Raw genomic sequence first — 18263 nt, forward strand, 5'->3', positions numbered from 1 at the left:
GAAACATTATGAATACACTTGAAATAAATGAACAGAAAGATACCCGAAGTGCGGAAGCCATCGAAATATCAGGTTCCAAAGCAGTTTTAGAAGCCTTATTGCAGGAAAATGTAGACACTGTTTTCGGATATCCCGGAGGAGCAATTATGCCTATTTATGATGCTTTATACGATTATTCCGAAAAACTGAAACACATTCTCGTTCGTCACGAACAGGGCGCAATTCATGCAGCACAGGGATTTGCAAGAGTATCAGGAAAAACAGGCGTTGTCTTTGCGACAAGTGGTCCCGGAGCCACCAATCTGGTGACAGGTCTTGCAGATGCCATGATCGACAGTAACCCTGTAGTTTGCATTACAGGGCAGGTTTATGCTTCCTTGTTGGGAACAGATGCATTTCAGGAAACCGATGTTATCAATATCACCACACCGGTTACCAAATGGAATTATCAGGTTACCGATGCCACAGAAATTCCTGAAGCCATTGCCAAAGCATTTTATATTGCAAATACAGGTCGTCCCGGTCCTGTTTTAATTGATATTACCAAAAATGCACAACTTCAGTTGTTCGATTATTTGGGCTATAAAAAATGCACTCACATCCGAAGTTATCGTCCCGAACCTGAGATCAGAAAAGAATATATTGAAAAAGCAGCACAGCTCATTAATCAGGCCAAAAAACCATTCGTTCTTTTCGGACAGGGAGTGATTCTGGGAAAAGCGGAAGAAGAATTAAAATCTTTTATTGAGAAGATTAATCTTCCGGCAGCAGCTACCGTAATGGGACTGAGCGCGTTGCCTACCCATCATAAATTGCACGTAGGAATGTTGGGAATGCATGGAAATTACGCCCCTAATGTAATGACGAATGAATGCGATGTATTGATCGCCGTAGGAATGCGTTTTGATGATCGCGTTACCGGACGCCTCGATAAATACGCAAAACAGGCAAAGGTAATTCACCTTGATATTGATCCTGCAGAAATTGATAAAAATGTAAAAACAACAGTTCCTGTTTGGGGCGACTGTAAAAAAACACTCCCTTTATTGACGGCACTTCTCAAAGAAAACGACCACTCAGAATGGGTGGAGAAATTCCGCGAACTGGAAAAAGAAGAAATAAAAGAAGTCATACATAATGAACTGAATCCCACTACAGATGCCATGACGATGGGAGAAGTTATCAGAGTATTAAACGAGCTTACCAACGGAGAAGCCATTATCACAACAGATGTTGGTCAGCATCAGATGGTTGCTTGTCGCTATGCCCGGTATAACCGTTCAAAATCCAGTGTCACTTCCGGAGGACTGGGAACAATGGGATTTGGTTTGCCGGCTGCTATCGGAGCATGGTATGGCGCTCCCGAAAAAACAGTAGTGGCGATTATCGGGGATGGCGGATTTCAGATGACACTTCAGGAATTGGGAACCATTATGCAGTTTGGGGCAAAAGTTAAAATACTTATTCTCAATAATGAGTTTTTGGGAATGGTGAGACAATGGCAGCAATTATTCCACGACAGACGTTACTCCTTCGTAAATATTACAAGTCCTGATTTTGTGGCAGTTGCCAAAGGATATTACATTGAAGGTGAAAAAATATCCGAAAGAAAAGATTTAAAAGCCGCCCTCGAGAAAATGCTCAGTCATGATGGGGCATACCTTCTTGAAGTGATGGTAGGAAAAGAAAACAATGTATTTCCGATGGTAGCGCAGGGAACCTCAGTTTCGGAGATCAGACTAAAATAAAAAAAAATGGAAAAACAGGAATTTACCATCACATTATACACCGAAAATTCAGTGGGATTAATCGGAAGAATATCGGGAATCTTCTCACGGAGAAAAATCAACATCGAAAGTCTGAATACCTCACCTTCAGAAGTAGAAGGCATTCACAGATTCACCATTGTTATCCAGGAGAACGAAGAAGTAGTGAGAAAACTTTGCCGACAATTGGAAAAGCAGATCGATGTAATGAAAGCCTATTACAATACAGACGATGAAATTGTATGGCAGGAACAGGCACTTTACAAAGTACCCGCAGATGTGGTTACCGAAAAAGTATATGTAGAGCGGCTGCTTCGGCAGTATGGCGCATCAACCGTAGTCATCCGTCAGGATTACATCGTTTTTGAAACGGCAGGACATCGTGAAGAAATAGACAGATTAACCGAAGAACTTAACAAATACGGTCTCATAGAATTCGTTCGCGGTGCCAGAATCGCCATCATTAAAAACAGTGCGGGAATCCACCAAAAAGTACTTCAGTTTGAAAACCGTGAACCCTCTCCGCATATTGTAGAGAACGAATATCTCGATAAGCGGGATGATGTTTTTACCATGTAACAGATTAGTCAAAACATTTAAACCCTGAATTGAAATTGAATACAATGTTTTATTGTTTCAAAAAATATTCAAAACAAAACCTAAAATAAAAATATTAATCCTGAAAAGTAGTTACAGTAAACATTTTACCTAATACTTTTTACATTTTACCCAAAAATATGGCAAATTACTTCAATACCTTATCACTAAGAGAAAAATTGCATCAGCTTGGACAGGCAGAATTTATGGACAGTACACAATTTTCCGATGGTGTAGCAGTTTTAAAAGGAAAAAAAATAGTAATCGTAGGATGTGGCGCTCAGGGACTTAATCAGGGGCTTAACTTAAGAGACAGCGGACTCGATGTTTCCTATGCCCTCAGAAAAGAAGCCATCGACGAAAAAAGAGACTCGTGGAAAAATGCCACAGAAAACGGATTTCACGTAGGAACATATCAGGAACTCATTCCCACAGCAGATTTAGTCATCAATTTAACCCCCGATAAACAGCATACTTCCGTCATCAATACCGTACAGCCACTCATGAAAGAAGGGGCTACATTGTCCTATTCCCACGGATTCAACATCGTAGAAGAAGGAATGCAGATCCGTAAAGACCTCACCGTAATTATGGTTGCCCCGAAATGCCCCGGTTCCGAAGTCCGTGCAGAATACCTTCGAGGTTTTGGAGTACCCACACTTATTGCCGTACATCCCGAAAATGATCCTCAGGGAAAAGGATGGGCAGAAGCAAAAGCCTATTGTGTGGCAACTGGCGGACACAAAGCAGGAGTATTAAAATCATCCTTTGTAGCAGAAGTAAAATCAGATCTAATGGGAGAACAAACCATTTTATGCGGGCTTTTGCAGACCGGCTCCATTCTTTCCTTTGACAAAATGGTAGAAAAAGGCATTGATGCAGGATATGCTTCCAAGCTCGTTCAGTACGGCGTTGAGGTGATCACAGAAGCACTGAAACACGGCGGTGTGAGCGGAATGCTGGACCGACTTTCCAATCCTGCAAAAATCAAAGCGTTTGAACTTTCCGAAGAATTGAAACACATCATGCGACCGCTTTTCCAGAAACATCAGGATGATATCATCTCCGGAGAATTCTCCAAAACCATGATGCAGGACTGGGAAAACGGAGATGCCAACCTTTTGAAATGGCGTGCGGAAACCGGCGAAACAGCCTTTGAAAAAACTCCGGCGGGAGACGTAAAAATCTCCGAACAGGAATACTTCGATCATTATCTCCTCATGTCCGCATTCATAAGAGCAGGCGTAGAACTCGCCTTCGAAACCATGGTGGAAGCAGGAATAAAACCGGAATCTGCCTATTACGAATCCCTGCACGAAGCTCCCCTCATTGCCAATACCATCGCAAGAAAAAAACTATTCGAGATGAACCGCGTGATTTCAGATACTGCAGAATATGGCTGTTACCTTTTCGATCAGGCTTGTAAACCCCTTCTGGCAGACTTCATGAAAAAAGTAGATACAGACCTCGCAGGAAAAAACTTCAACGAAGGAAAAGACGCGTCCGTAGACAATGCGCACTTGGTTCACGTTAACGACACCCTCAGAAACCATCCGGTAGAAATGGTCGGCAGAAAACTTCGTCAGGCAATGACGGCAATGAAATCCATAAAAACCGTATAAAATTTTTTGGGCAGCTATTTCCGCCCTCCGTTCCCGCTTTTTTCTTTTCTCGAAAAAGAAAAAGAGCTCCACTCAGGTCGGGCTGCGATATATTCCGCTTTCAGGAAATAAAGACCATAAAAACCGGTAAAATAAATGAAGATGAATAATACACCCACACTTCCCACACTCGAATCCGTCATACAGGCAAGAAAAAGCATCGAAAACGTGGTGAATTACACCCCTTTGCAATACAACGCCCGTTTGTCGGAAAAATTTGATGCGCATATTTACCTTAAAAGAGAAGACTTACAGCCGGTAAGATCCTACAAATTAAGAGGCGCTTATCATAAAATAAAAACCCTTTTCAGCGAAGGCAGAACTTCAGAAGGAATAGTTTGTGCAAGTGCAGGAAATCATGCTCAGGGAGTTGCTTTTTCATGCAAGCAGCTCCAGATAAAGGGAACCATTTTCATGCCCGTAACCACACCAAAACAAAAGCTGGAGCAGGTAGAAATGTTTGGCGGTCATTTTGTAGACATTAAACTCTTCGGAGACACCTTTGATGCATCCAAAAAAGCCGCTTTGGATTTTGCAGAAACTTCCGGTGCTGCATTTATTCATCCTTTTGATGACGTTCAGATCATTGAAGGACAGGCAACAGTCGCACTCGAAATTTTAGAACAGAAAAAAGAAGCAACAGACTTTGTTTTTATTCCGATCGGCGGAGGAGGACTCGCTTCGGGAATTTCCACCGTATTTAAACAACTTTCCGCAGAAACCCAACTCATAGGCGTAGAACCGAAAGGAGCGCCCTCCATGAAAACATCCATAGAAAACAAAATCAATACCGAGCTTACTGAAATTGACAGCTTTGTAGACGGAGCAGCCGTGAAAAAAGTAGGAGATTTAACATTTGAAATTTGCAGTAACACACTCTCAGAATGCATTTCCGTAGATGAGGGAAAAATTTGTGAAACCATTCTTCAGCTTTACAATAAAGAGGCTATCGTACTGGAACCTGCCGGAGCATTATCAATCTCTGCATTGGAGCAGTATAAAACGCAGATTAGAGGAAAAAGTGTAGTGTGCATCGTCAGCGGAAGCAATAACGATATTACCAGAATGGAGGAAATTAAAGAACGCGCTCTGCTCTACAACGGTCTTAAGCACTACTTTATGGTGAAATTTCCGCAGCGTCCCGGTGCTCTTAAAGATTTTGTCCTCAATGTATTGGGAACAAACGATGATATCACCCATTTTGAATACACCAAGAAAAACTCCAGAGAAACAGCTTTGGCAATTGTCGGAATCGAGCTTTCCGATCCATCAGACTTCGAAGGACTCAGACAGAGAATGCAGAATCTGGATTATTTTGAGTCCTATCTCAACGAAAACCCCGATGTTCTCAATATGCTTGTGTAATATCAAAAACAAACAATAAATCCGCTGAAAAGGCGGATTTTGTCGTTCTTATCTTACATCAACAGTTTAGCCGTTTATCTCCTGTACATTTGTATCATAAAATAAAAACATTATGAAAACAGTATATCATAAAGCAGACACAAGAGGTCACGCCAATCATGGATGGTTAAACTCTTACCACACATTCAGTTTTGCCAATTACCAGAATCCTGAAAGAACACACTTCGGAGTGTTGAGAGTATTGAATGACGATACCGTTACTCAGGGAATGGGTTTCGGAACGCACCCACACAGAGACATGGAAATTATTTCCATTCCGTTGGAAGGAGATCTGGAGCATAAAGACTCTATGGGAACTACAGCAGTTATTAAAAAAGGAGAAATTCAGGTAATGAGTGCCGGAACCGGAGTAATGCACAGCGAATACAACAAAAATAAAGATCAGACAGTAAAATTCTTACAGATCTGGGTATTCCCGAGAGAAGTCGGAGTAGAACCAAGATACGATCAGCAAAGCATTAAAGAAGGCGAAAAAATAAACGGATTCCAGCAGATCTTATCTCCCGACAAAAACGACGACGGTGTTTGGATTCATCAGGATGCATGGTTCAATCTTGCCAATTTTACCAAAGGAAACGGCAAAAACTACACGCTGAACAAAAAAGGAAACGGAGTCTATGCTTTTGTACTGAAAGGAAGCGCAAAAATCGGAGACCGTATTTTAAATGAAAGAGACGGCTTAGGAATCTGGGATACTCAAAGTTTCAACATTGAAGCCGTAGAAGACGCAGAAATATTATTAATGGAAGTTCCAATGGAATTACCTTCATATCTCAAATAAACCCTTAATTTTGCACAACGAAAATTCCCCGCCTTTGTAGGGGTGGCGAAAATTCAGAATGAATTTTTTGACGGGGTGGTAAAAAAAATAAAATACATAAAAATAGAACAATGAAAGTTTTAGCAATAGCAGGAAGCAATTCCGATACATCAATCAATAAAATGCTGGTTTCTTACGCAGCTTCATTAATTCCGAATGCAGAAGTAGAAATCGTAGATATGAACGCTTTTGAAATGCCAATCTACAAACACCAGCGTGAAGTGGAAAGCGGAGTTCCGCAGGAAGCAAAAGACTTTGCCTCAAAAATCGACGGAGCAGATGTTTTACTGGTTTCTCTGGCAGAACATAACGGAACTTACTCTTCAGCATTCAAAAATGTATTCGACTGGACATCAAGAATCAAAGACAGAGCAGTATGGAACGAGAAACCAATGCTGCTAATGGCAACAGCTCCCGGAGCAAGAGGAGGTTTAGGTGTTTTGGAAGCTTCAGGAAAACGTTTCCCTCTTCACGGCGGAAATATTGTAGATACATTTACATTGCCTTTCTTTAATGATAATTTTGATAAAGCGGCTCAGAAAATTTCTAACGAAGAGAAAGACAGCGAATTAAAAGAGAAAATTCAGAAAATTTCTGCCTTAGAATCTATTCTTGAAAAATAGATTTGAAAATTAATATAAAATTAATATCTTTGCAAAAAGGAAAAAAGATGAAAATTCAGACCACTTTTAAAGAATGTTTCTCCAAGAAAGGGAATATTGTGGACTCTGAAATTCTGAGATAAAACAACGGCCGATAATCTACCAAGATTGTCGGCTTTTTTGTTTTCTGAATTTAAATAAAAAGTAAAAATAAAATGTACCAATTCAGTAATGCAGGAATTTACCAATTCGAAACATTGTTACATTGCTAAACTGATACATTGTTAGATTATTAAAATACTATGAGCAACACGTACAAATCAGCAGGAGTAGACAAAGAAGAAGGATACAAAACCGTTGATAAGATCAAGAAAGCGGTGGGCGAAACGCACAATTCCAATGTACTCAATCATTTGGGAAGCTTTGGAGCATTCTATGAGATCGGAGGATACAAAAATCCGGTTCTTGTTTCCGGAACAGACGGAGTAGGAACAAAGCTGAAAGTCGCTTTAGACTCAAAAAAATACGATTCTATCGGGGTAGACTGCTTCGCAATGTGTGCCAACGATATTCTTTGTCACGGGGCAAAACCATTATTTTTCCTTGATTATCTGGCTTGTGGAAAATTAGACTCCGAAATTGCTGCTGAAATCGTTTTAGGAATGGTAGAAGCCTGCAAAGACAACAACTGTGCATTAATTGGCGGAGAAACTGCTGAAATGCCGGGAATGTATCAGCCGGGAGATTACGATGTTGCAGGATTCTGCGTAGGAATCGTTGAAAAAGATCAGATTATTGATGGTTCAAAAATCAAAGCAGGAGACAAAATCATTGCGCTTCCAAGTTCAGGATTCCATTCCAACGGATTCTCTCTGGTAAGAAAAGTGTTCCCTGATTTTAACGAAGAATTCGAAGGAAAGCCTTTGTACGAAAACCTTTTGGTTCCAACAAGACTATATTATAAAGATATTCATAAAATTCTTGAAGAAGTAGCAGTTTCAGGGATCGCTCACATTACAGGAGGTGGTTTGTACGAAAATATTCCGAGAATAATTGGTGACGGACTTTGCGCTTCCATCGATGCTTCAAAAATCCAGATTCCAACGGTTATGTTAGAACTGGAAAAAAGAGGAGGAGTTGCCCGTGAAGAAATGTTCGGAACATTCAACATGGGAGTCGGAATGATCGTTGTAGTGGATGCACAACACGCAGAAAAAGTATTGCACCTTTTAGACGATGCTTACGAAATCGGAGAAATTACAGAAGGAAGCGAAAAAATCAACTTGAAAATTACCAATTAGATAATGTATTCCATTTTCAAAATTAATTAATTTTCAAATTGACTAATCATGAAGAATCTTGTCATACTCGTTTCAGGTTCAGGAACCAATCTTCAGAGAATCATCGATACCATTGATAATGGAGAAATCCGGAATGCAAAAGTATCCTTAGTGATTGCCGACAGAGAATGTTACGGACTGGAAAGAGCAAAAAACCATAATATAGAAAATATTCTGATTCCGAGAGGGAAAAACTTCAGTAATGAACTGGCTGAAAAAATTCCTCAAAATACAGACTTAATCGTTTTAGCAGGATTTTTATCCATTCTGAAACCTGAATTCTGTGAAAAATGGAACGGAAAAATAATCAATATTCATCCGGCTTTACTTCCGAAATTCGGAGGAAAAGGAATGTGGGGACATCATGTTCACAATGCCGTGATCGAAGCAAAAGAAAAAGAAAGCGGAGCAACCGTACACTTTGTAACTTCAGGAATCGATGAAGGAGAAGCCATCCTTCAGAAATCATTCGAAATTACAGAAGACGATACTCCCGAAAGCGTAGCGGAAAAAGTTCACTTAATAGAATATGAAATTTTCCCAATCGCGATAAACAAAGTATTGAATAATAATTAGACATTAATTATTAGCAATACAAAAAATTCCTCTCCTTTGGAGGGGTGGCAAAAATTCAAAGAATTTTTGACGAGGTGGTTAAAAAACTAACAACAATGAAAGGCTTAGACAAGCTCAGCCTGACAACGCAAAATCTAGCCACTCAGAGTTTGTCATTCCGTAGGAATCTAAGCTTAGTTGAGATGCTTTCAGCATGACAAACAGAACGGAAAAATAGTTAGTATTAGAGATGCAGCGCTGAGCCAAGAGTTTATCCTGAGCTTGTCGAAGGAAATAAATCATCTCTTTAATGAAAAACACATTTAGATTTTATTATTTCGAAAAACAAGAAAAATCTAAGTAAAAATAAAAAGACCGGAGGTGAAAGAACCGGTCTACAGTTTGAAATAGCTGTAAAAAGTAAAAAATCGAAAGTAAAATGAGCAAAAAAAGAGTTTTAATCAGTGTTTCTGACAAAAGCGGATTAACCGAATTCGCGCAGTTTTTGGAAGCCCAAAATTATGAATTGATTTCTACAGGAGGGACGTTCAAACATTTGAAAGACGCTGGTTTAAATCCGATTCAGATTGATGAGGTTACCAATTTCCCGGAAATGTTGGACGGAAGAGTGAAAACATTACACCCGAAAGTTCACGGTGGTTTGTTGGCGGTTCGTTCCAACGAAGAACACATGAATACTGTTCAGGAACACGGAATTGGACTGATTGACATGGTAATTGTAAATCTTTATCCTTTCTTCGAAAATGTAAACAAAAACATTTCTCTTCACGAAAAGGTAGAATTCATCGACATCGGAGGACCTTCAATGCTTCGTTCTGCAGCGAAAAACTTCGATTCGGTTACGGTAATCACGGATGTTGAAGATTATGCAACCGTAAAAATCGAAATGGAACAAAACGGTGATACGTACATCGAAACCCGCAAAAAACTGGCAGGAAAAGTATTCAACCTTACTTCGGCTTATGATGCAGCGATTTCAAGAATGCTTTTAGAAGAAGAATATCCAACCTATCTTAATGCTTCTTACAAAAAAGTTTCTGACTTAAGATACGGAGAAAACCCTCATCAGACAGCAGCTTACTACGTTTCTACTTTCGAAAACGGAGCGATGAAAGATTTCGAACAGTTGGGAGGTAAAGAATTGTCTTTCAACAACCTTCGGGATATGGATCTTTGCTGGAAAGTAGTGACGGAGTTCAAAGAAGAAATGGCTTGTTGTGCAGTAAAACACTCTACACCTTGCGGAGTGGCGATCGGAACTTCAGCTCTGGAAACCTATCAGAAAACTTTCGAATGCGATCCGGTTTCCATCTTTGGCGGAATTGTTGCTATGAACTACAAAATCGATGCGGCAACCGCAGAAGAATTAAACAAAACCTTCCTTGAAATTGTAATGGCTCCTGAATTTGATGAAGAAGCACTTGAAATTTTAAGAAAGAAAAAGAACTTAAGAATTATAAAAATTGTCAATCCGGTTTCAGACAAACAGACTTGGGTGAAAATCGACGGAGGAATTCTGGTTCAGGACAACGACAGCATCTTTTCAGATGACATCAAAGTTGTCACAGAAACACAGCCTACGGAAGAGCAGAAAAAAGCATTATTATTCTCTCAGAGAGTGGTAAAATATGTAAAGTCCAACGCGATTGTCGTTTCCAACGGAATTCAGGCTTTCGGAATCGGAGGAGGACAGGTAAACAGAATCTGGGCAACTCAACAGGCGATCGAAAGAGCCAAAGAAAAATTCTCCGGCGACTTAGTATTGGCTTCTGATGCATTTTTCCCGTTCCGTGACGTAGTAGATTTCTGCGCTCAGGAAGGAATTACCGCAATCATCCAGCCGGGAGGAAGTGTAAAAGATCAGGACAGCATTGATGCGGCAAATGAACACAAAATCCCGATGATGTTTACGGGAATTAGACATTTTTTACATTAATTAAAATTAAATTAAAATTATAGATGAAAATCTGTAATTTAGGATAGATTGCTTTCCGATCTTTGCTGAGTGTTAACGCCTTTGCGAACTTAAAAAGCAGTCAGTTATTAAAGATATCTTAGCGGACTTTGCGTTAAAAATTTTTATTGAGATTAAATGCATACATCCGGAAATTATATTTTGAGATTGTATTTATAGCATCCAAAATTATATATTTGTAAATTATAGACTAGTTAATTAAATAAAGTATGAGAATATTAATCATAGGTGAAGGTGGAAGAGAATCTGCTTTGGCAGCAAAACTTCAGAATGACCCAAGAATTTCTAAAATGTTTTTTGCCAACGGAAACGCGACCACTGATGTTATTGGAAAAAATGTTCATTTATCAGAGATTAAAGAACTTAGAGATTTTGCCATCAAAGAAAAGGTAGACTTAACGATTGTTGGTCCCGAAGCTCCGCTTGTAGCAGGTTTGAAGGACGAATTCAAAAAACACGACCTTAAAGTTTTTGGTCCGAATCAGAAAGTTGCAAGTTTGGAAGGAAGTAAGGCTTTCTCTAAGAAATTCATGCAGACCTATGATATCAAAACGGCAAAAGCGGTAGTATTCGATTCCTATAATGAAGCTAAAGAATATGTGCAGACGCAGAAGTTTCCATTGGTTGTTAAAGCAAGTGGTTTAGCAGGCGGAAAAGGCGTGGTAATCTGCGATACATTGGAAGAAGCTGAAGCAACGATTCATGATTTTATGATCAGAAGAATCTACGGAGATGCAGGAATCCGTTTAGTAATCGAAGAATATTTAGAAGGATTTGAAGCCTCTATCATCGCGTTTTCAAACGGGGAAAAACTATTCCCTTGTATCGCGGCGAAAGATTATAAAAAAGCCGGAAATGGCGATACAGGACCCAATACAGGAGGTATGGGAACCGTAGCTCCAAGTCCCGAATTTACTCAGGAACACTACGCAGATTTCGAAAAAAATATCTTAGAACCTACCATTAAAGGTCTTAAAGGAGAAGGTTTCAGCTTTAAAGGAATCATTTTCTTCGGATTAATGGTAACGAAAAACGGAACCTATCTTTTAGAATACAACATGAGATTCGGAGATCCTGAAACGCAGGTTTTAATGGCTTTAATGGAAAACAATCTTCTGGATGTTATTCAGGATTGTATGGACGGAAAAGACATCGAGCTTAAATTTAAAGACGAAAAAGCAGTTTGCCTTGTCATGTGTTCAGGAGGTTACCCAAGAAACATCGAAACAGGTTTCGAAATCGTGGGCGAAGATAAACTGAAATACAGCAAACTTTTATACGCAGGAGCCATCAGAAAAGGAGATAAAGTAGTTTCTAACGGTGGAAGAGTACTGAACATCGTGGCTACAGGAGCAACGTATGAAGATGCCCGCAAAAAAGTGTATGAAGATGCAAGTCATGTACATTTCGATTACGGCTTCTACAGAGAAGACATCGGAAAGTTTTAAAATAATGCCCTGATTTTTCGGGGCTTTTTTTGTTAGAAGCTATTTCCCGCTTTCCGCTGTATCTTTTTTGTCATTGCGAACAAAGTGAAGCAATATTTGGAACTTCTCAGCAATCGCAATAACAAAAAAGGATGTCGCTGCAATCGGGGCTATAATTTTAGACAATTTTATAAAATCATTTATCAATCATTATTCATCAATTATAAAAAATGAACAACGGTATTATCATATTAGATTTCGGATCACAGTACAACCAGCTTATCGGGAGAAGAATCCGTGAGATGGGAGTATATTCTGAAATTTTACCATTCAATACACCTTTAGAAACCATTTTAGAAAAACAGCCAAGAGGAATTATCCTTTCCGGCGGACCAAGTTCTGTGAATGCAGAAAATGCCCATTTGGTTGAAAAAGAATTATATGAACAGGGAATTCCGGTTCTGGGAATTTGCTACGGAATGCAGTTAACAGCACACCTTTTAGGCGGAAAAGTTCATAAAGGCGTAAAAGGTGAGTACGGAAAAGCACACCTTGAAATCGTAAAAGAATCGTCTTTATTAAAAGGCGTTACCAATAATTCTATAGTTTGGATGAGCCATTTCGATGAAGTGGGAGAATTGCCTGAAGGTTTTGAATTAAATGCAAAATCCGGTGTAATCGCTTCAATTTCTAATGAAGATAAAAAAATCTACTGTGTACAGTTCCATCCGGAAGTTTCCCACACCGAAGAAGGAGGAAAAATGCTGGAAAATTTCGTTTTTGGAATCTGTAATGCAGAGAAAAACTGGAAACTGACCAATTATATCGAAAAAACCGTTGCAGAAATCCGTGAAAAAGTCGGAGATCAGAAAGTAATTCTTGGACTTTCAGGAGGAGTAGATTCTTCTGTAGCGGCAGTGTTAATTCACCGTGCCATTGGCGACCAGTTGACTTGCATCTTCGTAGACACAGGTTTACTGAGAAAAGACGAAGGCAAAAAAGTAATGGATAATTATGGAGAGCATTTCCATATGAACATTAAATTAGTGGATGCTTCCGAAAGATTTTTATCGAAATTAGCCGGAGTGGATGATCCTGAAGCCAAAAGAAAAATCATTGGAAACGAATTTATTCACGTTTTTGATGAAGAATCTCATAAAATTGAAGGTGCTAAATTCTTAGCACAGGGAACAATTTATCCGGATGTAATTGAAAGTCAGTCGGTAAACGGTCCTTCTGCGGTAATTAAATCGCACCATAACGTTGGCGGACTTCCTGAAGATATGGAATTCGAATTGCTTGAGCCTCTGAGAGAATTATTCAAAGATGAAGTAAGAAAAGTGGGCGAAGAATTGGGAATTCCTCATCATCTGGTTCACAGACATCCTTTCCCGGGTCCGGGATTGGGAATCAGAGTTTTAGGAGCAGTTGATGCAGAAAAAGTTAGAATTCTACAGGAAGCAGATGATATTTTCATTGAAGAATTATACAAAAACGATTTGTATGAAAAAGTTTCTCAGGCTTTCGTGGTGCTTCTTCCGGTAAAATCTGTAGGAGTAATGGGCGATGAGAGAACATACGAATACACAGCAGTCGTTCGTTCCGCAAACACCATCGACTTCATGACCGCAACATGGAGCAGACTTCCTTACGAGTTTTTAGATACCGTTTCAAGCAGAATCATCAACGAAGTAAGAGGAATCAACAGAGTAGCGTACGACATTTCAAGCAAACCACCTGCAACCATCGAGTGGGAATAATTTTGAATTGAATTTTACATATAAATCCTGCCTTTTGGCGGGATTTTTTGTCTACCAATCCTGTCTCAGGAAAATTAATATGCTTAAAAGATAAATCAGGATAAGAAAAACAATTCCATTTAAGATATAAAGTAGAACTTTCCGATGATGCTGATGAATAATGTAAAAGTTAATAATTAGAATAAGTAAAATAACAGGAATAAATTCAAGGAAAAACTCAATTTGAATACATATTGACAAAACCAGATAGATCCATGATATCAATAAAGTAACTACAGAAATAGTTTTCATTAGTTTAATTTTTCAAATATAAAATCAGAAAAAATTTTAGAGTAATCTTCACTGAAAAAGAACATTCTGCTTATTCCATCATATCTTGCAATTACAAACTTGATGTACTTGTAAGATTGTTTTTGTATTAAATAAAAATCATCTAAAATCTGCTTTGTATTTTTTTTAATATTTTCATTTTTTGCAATATGATTTCTAAGTTCGTACAAACTAATGAGCTCATTTATAGGCAATGGACGATCGGTATATGAAATGTCAAAAGTTTTCATCTTCGAATCATAATTTTGGATTTTACTATAAATCAACTCTTGCATTTTTTTAATACTAACTTTTTTCCCTAAATTTAAATAAAATTACATCAAATGCAAATAGAAACAAGACCATTAACGGTTCAGGATTATGATGAATTGGTCGTTACCATGAAGAGAGCTTATCCCCAAATGTCGGAATACGTCTGGTCTAAAAAAAGTATCGAAAAACTTACCCGAATATTTCCTAAAGGACAAATCTGCATTACGGTAGACGGAAAACTCGCAGCAGTTGCCCTTTCCATTATTGTGAATTATGACGAATTTGGCGACGATCACACGTACAGCGATATCACGGGAAATTATACTTTTAACACCCACCTTTCAACAGGAAATGTCTTATATGGGATCGAAGTCTTTGTAGATCCTGAATTCAGAGAATTGAGATTAGGAAGAAGATTGTATGATGCAAGAAAAGAACTTTGCGAATTACTGAATCTGAGATCCATTATTTTAGGCGGCAGAATTCCAAATTACCACAAACACAGCGATTTATCTCCAAGAGAATACATCCGCAGAGTTCGGGATAAAGAAATCTACGATCCGGTTCTGTCTTTCCAGCTTTCCAATAACTTTTTGCCGATCAGGGTTTTAAAGAAATATCTTCCGGAAGACGAATCATCCAAAGAAAATGCAGTTCTGCTTCAGTGGAACAACATTTATTACAGCAAAAAACCAAACACCATGCAGGACAGCATCATTCGTTTGGGATTAGTACAATGGCAGATGAGACATTTTAAAGATATTGATGCTTTTTATGAACAGGTGGAATTTTTTGTCGATGTGATGGGAGATTATAAAGCAGATTTCGTTCTCTTTCCGGAACTGTTCAATACCCCTTTGCTGGCTCCTTTCAATAAACTTTCGGAAAGAGACAGCATGATTGAATTGGCGAAATTAACCGAAGAAATCAAGATGAAAATCTCCGATTTGGCAATCAGTTATAATGTCAATATCATTTCCGGAAGTATGCCGGTTTTCGAAAATAATGATCTCTACAATGTAAGTTACCTTCTTCACAGAGACGGCAGAGTAGACGAATACAGGAAGATCCACATCACGCCCAACGAGAAAAAATATTACGGAATGAAAGGCGGAAACGAAATCCGTGTTTTTGATACCGACTGCGGAAAAATAGGTTTAGTGATCTGTTACGATGTTGAATTTCCGGAGCTTCCAAGAATTTTAGCCGATCAGGGAATGAAAATTCTTTTTGTACCTTATCTTACGGACACTCAGAATGCCTATATGCGTGTTCGCCATTGCGCGGCGGCGAGAGCGATCGAGAACGAATGTTATGTGGCAATTGCAGGTTGCGTAGGAAATCTTCCAGGAGTTAATAATATGGATATTCAGTTTGGTCAGGCTGCGGTGTTTACTCCTTCGGATTTTGCGTTTCCGTCCAATGCAGTGAAAGGAGAGGCAACCCCGAACACAGAAATGACATTAATTGTAGATGTCGATTTAAATTTATTGAAAGATCTTCATCATCACGGTTCAGTTCAGGTCATGAAAGACCGGAGAAAAGATTTATACGAAACCTATCTTAAATAAAAAAACGGGATGCTTCTGCAGCGTCCCGTTTTATTTTTTTCACAAAGAAATCTAGTTTGGACATAAAACAGCCAGACAGATCAATCCCGGACATCTCGGTTTTCCGTCATCAGGACAGCATTTGTTAGAGCAGTTTCTGACTAATCCGCCACCTGCAATACTTTTCATTTCTTCTCTTGAAACTTTCTTTAAATTTTTCATTTTAATAATTTTTTAGTGTTGGTTTTAATATTTTGTCATTGTAAAGTTAAAGAAAAAAAATGTAATAAATTCATTTAGAGCTTTTTCCCGCTATCCACTGTATCTTTTGGTTAAATTTTCCTGTCATACTATGTTTGTAAAATATTAGATTTAACAAACAAAAAGGAAAAGAGAGTAAAGAATAAGGTTATCAATTGTCATTAGTCTTACAGACCGTTCTGAATGTTAATCCCTTTACTCTTTACTACCAAACCTGAAAAGATCATTAGGCGACAAGCCTGTATTTAGGATAGATAGGTAACAGTAGTATTCTCTTTTCCTGTAAAATTATAGGTATTGGTAAAATTATAGGAATTGACATTAGTAAGCAAGTTTTTGATGTAAGTTTTTTGGAAGGGAATCTTTGGAAGCATAAGGTTTTAAGCAATAAATTATAGGTTTTGAAACACTGATACCTTTCATTGAAAAAGAAGATATAGTAGTGATGGAAGCTTAATGTACTTATTATCTTCCTTTAGCAGAATATCTTTATTCACAGGGGATTAATGTAGTGGTAGAAAATTCTTTTTCCATCAAACGTTATGCTCAATCAAGACTCAAACGAGCCAAAACGGATAAAGGGGATTCGAAGGTTATTGCTGAATATGGGAAAAAGAATTTGGATGAGCTGAGTTTGTGGCATCCTGAGAGTAAAACGTGCATCAGAATTCGCCAAATGCATACAAGGATACAAATGATTCAGAAACAAACCAGTCAGACCTATAATCAGTTGGAAGCTTTCAGCAGCAGTGGTTTTCTGGATGAAAAGTTAGAAATAGAAATGAACAATTCCATAGAACAACTTCGACTGGGAAAAGAAATATTGGAATCGGAGATAGAAAAGCTGGCCTTGGAAGAATTTGAAGAAACCATTGAATGTCTTACCAGTATTTCCGGAATCGGAATAAAAATAGCTATTATGCTCATTGTGATTACAGATAATTTTAAAAAGTTTGAACATAAGCAACTCATTGCTTTTGTAGGATTCAGTCCTCGGATTTATGAAAGCGGAAGCAGTGTGATAGGAAGATCAAGTATTTGTAAGATGGGTAAATCTCAGATTAGAAAACTATTGTATTTATGCAGCTGGTCTGCCAAACGCTGGAATAAAAAATTTAAAGAAATGTATGAAAGACTTATCACAAACGGAAAAGCAGAAAGAGTGGCAAAGATAGCTCTTGCCAATAGACTTTTAAAACAAGCATTTGCTATCGGAAAGGATAAAGAAAAATATAGAGAAGATTTTTTTTAAATAATTTGCTTTTTAACACAGATCATTCAGAATGGAATTTCACGAAGCAATATGCAATGAAGAATCTCTTAAAACGTTGTGATTTTAGATTTTCGACTCCACTTCGTTGCGCTCAAAATGACAGTGTTGTAGATTGAATGTAAGAGTTTTATTAAACACATTACTCACATAAGATTTTAAATAATTTCTAAGCTTTATATCAGAACACATTAGTTTGTGAAAATTTTTGATTTTCTTCTCATGTGATCTTTTAAATATTGAAATGAACAACTTATGTGACTGATGTGTTATCATTTTAAAAAGTAAAACTGTCATTCTGAATAAATTTTGCGAAGCAATATGCAATGAAGAATCTATTCATATGAAGTTATTTTAGATTTTTCGACTCCACTTCGTTTCGCTCAAAATGACAGTGTTGTAGATTGAATGTAAGAGTTTTATTAAACACATCAATAACATAAGATTTTAAAATAATTTCTAAGCTTTATATCAGAACACATTAGTTTGTGAAAATCTTTGATTTTCTTCTTATGTGATCTTTTAAATATTAAAATGAACAACTTATGTGACTATGTGTTATCATTTTAAAAAGTAAAACTGTCATTCTGAATAAATTTTGCGAAGCAATATGCAATGAAGAATCTATTCATATGAAGTTATTTTAGATTT

The 18263-nt window shown here is 38.0% G+C and carries 16 protein-coding genes and 1 pseudogene; 14 read left to right on the plus strand and 3 right to left on the minus strand.

From position 1 onward, the window contains the following. The first annotated feature begins 8 nt into the window (after window positions 1–8). The 11 genes from ilvB (at window position 9) to guaA (ending at window position 13949) form a co-directional block, all read left to right on the plus strand. Window positions 9–1748 carry a biosynthetic-type acetolactate synthase large subunit gene (gene ilvB / locus DD829_RS19180; RefSeq protein WP_108409155.1) on the plus strand — a complete coding sequence of 580 codons (1740 nt, stop codon included), beginning with the start codon at window positions 9–11 and terminating at the stop codon, window positions 1746–1748. A 6-nt stretch (window positions 1749–1754) separates the two neighbouring features. Next, a complete protein-coding gene (gene ilvN, locus DD829_RS19185; protein WP_076393459.1) occupies window positions 1755–2345 on the plus strand; it encodes an acetolactate synthase small subunit in 591 nt (196 codons plus the stop codon). 158 nt (window positions 2346–2503) lie between these two features. Beyond that, window positions 2504–3985, plus strand: a complete 1482-nt coding sequence (gene ilvC / locus DD829_RS19190) for a ketol-acid reductoisomerase (protein ID WP_108409154.1) — start codon at window positions 2504–2506, stop codon at window positions 3983–3985. Window positions 3986–4126: 141 nt separating this feature from the next. Beyond that, window positions 4127–5389 carry a threonine ammonia-lyase IlvA gene (ilvA, locus tag DD829_RS19195; RefSeq protein ID WP_108409158.1) on the plus strand — a complete coding sequence of 421 codons (1263 nt, stop codon included), beginning with the start codon at window positions 4127–4129 and terminating at the stop codon, window positions 5387–5389. A 112-nt stretch (window positions 5390–5501) separates the two neighbouring features. Next, entirely contained in the window at window positions 5502–6230 is a 729-nt protein-coding gene (locus DD829_RS19200; RefSeq protein ID WP_108409153.1) for a pirin family protein, read from the plus strand. Between the two features lie 110 nt (window positions 6231–6340). Next, window positions 6341–6892 carry an NADPH-dependent FMN reductase gene (locus DD829_RS19205; protein WP_116548065.1) on the plus strand — a complete coding sequence of 184 codons (552 nt, stop codon included), beginning with the start codon at window positions 6341–6343 and terminating at the stop codon, window positions 6890–6892. A gap of 281 nt (window positions 6893–7173) precedes the next feature. Further along, window positions 7174–8172, plus strand: a complete 999-nt coding sequence (gene purM / locus DD829_RS19210; protein ID WP_108410598.1) for a phosphoribosylformylglycinamidine cyclo-ligase — start codon at window positions 7174–7176, stop codon at window positions 8170–8172. Between the two features lie 48 nt (window positions 8173–8220). Next, entirely contained in the window at window positions 8221–8787 is a 567-nt protein-coding gene (gene purN / locus DD829_RS19215; protein WP_076393470.1) for a phosphoribosylglycinamide formyltransferase, read from the plus strand. 418 nt (window positions 8788–9205) lie between these two features. After that, complete coding sequence (purH, locus tag DD829_RS19220) at window positions 9206–10723, plus strand: bifunctional phosphoribosylaminoimidazolecarboxamide formyltransferase/IMP cyclohydrolase (protein WP_076393472.1); 1518 nt, start codon at window positions 9206–9208, stop codon at window positions 10721–10723. Between the two features lie 248 nt (window positions 10724–10971). Continuing rightward, the gene (purD, locus tag DD829_RS19225; protein WP_076393473.1) at window positions 10972–12210 is read left to right on the plus strand and encodes a phosphoribosylamine--glycine ligase; all 1239 of its coding nucleotides are present in this window, start codon (window positions 10972–10974) and stop codon (window positions 12208–12210) included. 209 nt (window positions 12211–12419) lie between these two features. After that, window positions 12420–13949 (plus strand): glutamine-hydrolyzing GMP synthase, encoded by a 1530-nt coding sequence (guaA, locus tag DD829_RS19230; RefSeq protein ID WP_108410599.1) that lies wholly within the window; start codon window positions 12420–12422, stop codon window positions 13947–13949. Between the two features lie 290 nt (window positions 13950–14239). Here the strand turns inward: guaA and DD829_RS19240 are convergent, their stop codons facing one another. Further along, on the minus strand, window positions 14240–14509 hold the full coding sequence (locus DD829_RS19240; RefSeq protein ID WP_116548067.1) for a hypothetical protein: 270 nt from the start codon (window positions 14507–14509) through the stop codon (window positions 14240–14242). 93 nt (window positions 14510–14602) lie between these two features. On the opposite strand from DD829_RS19240, the gene DD829_RS19245 reads away from it, so the two are divergent. Further along, window positions 14603–16102 carry a carbon-nitrogen hydrolase family protein gene (locus tag DD829_RS19245; protein ID WP_108411285.1) on the plus strand — a complete coding sequence of 500 codons (1500 nt, stop codon included), beginning with the start codon at window positions 14603–14605 and terminating at the stop codon, window positions 16100–16102. A gap of 51 nt (window positions 16103–16153) precedes the next feature. Here the strand turns inward: DD829_RS19245 and DD829_RS23820 are convergent, their stop codons facing one another. Together DD829_RS23820 and DD829_RS24380 are read right to left on the minus strand one after the other, a co-directional pair. After that, window positions 16154–16303, minus strand: coding sequence for a bacteriocin-like protein (locus DD829_RS23820; RefSeq protein ID WP_165796727.1), 150 nt, complete (start codon window positions 16301–16303; stop codon window positions 16154–16156). 284 nt (window positions 16304–16587) lie between these two features. Then, a complete protein-coding gene (locus tag DD829_RS24380) occupies window positions 16588–16716 on the minus strand; it encodes a hypothetical protein (protein ID WP_262497975.1) in 129 nt (42 codons plus the stop codon). A gap of 98 nt (window positions 16717–16814) precedes the next feature. On the opposite strand from DD829_RS24380, the pseudogene DD829_RS24385 reads away from it, so the two are divergent. Together DD829_RS24385 and DD829_RS24390 are read left to right on the plus strand one after the other, a co-directional pair. After that, window positions 16815–17069 (plus strand): annotated as a pseudogene (locus tag DD829_RS24385) (IS110 family transposase); the annotation flags it as partial. 54 nt (window positions 17070–17123) lie between these two features. Then, window positions 17124–17594, plus strand: a complete 471-nt coding sequence (locus DD829_RS24390; RefSeq protein ID WP_262497976.1) for a transposase — start codon at window positions 17124–17126, stop codon at window positions 17592–17594. Window positions 17595–18263 lie beyond the last annotated feature (669 nt).

Source organism: Chryseobacterium sp. HMWF035, from assembly GCF_003094695.1.
GTDB lineage: Bacteria > Bacteroidota > Bacteroidia > Flavobacteriales > Weeksellaceae > Chryseobacterium > Chryseobacterium gambrini.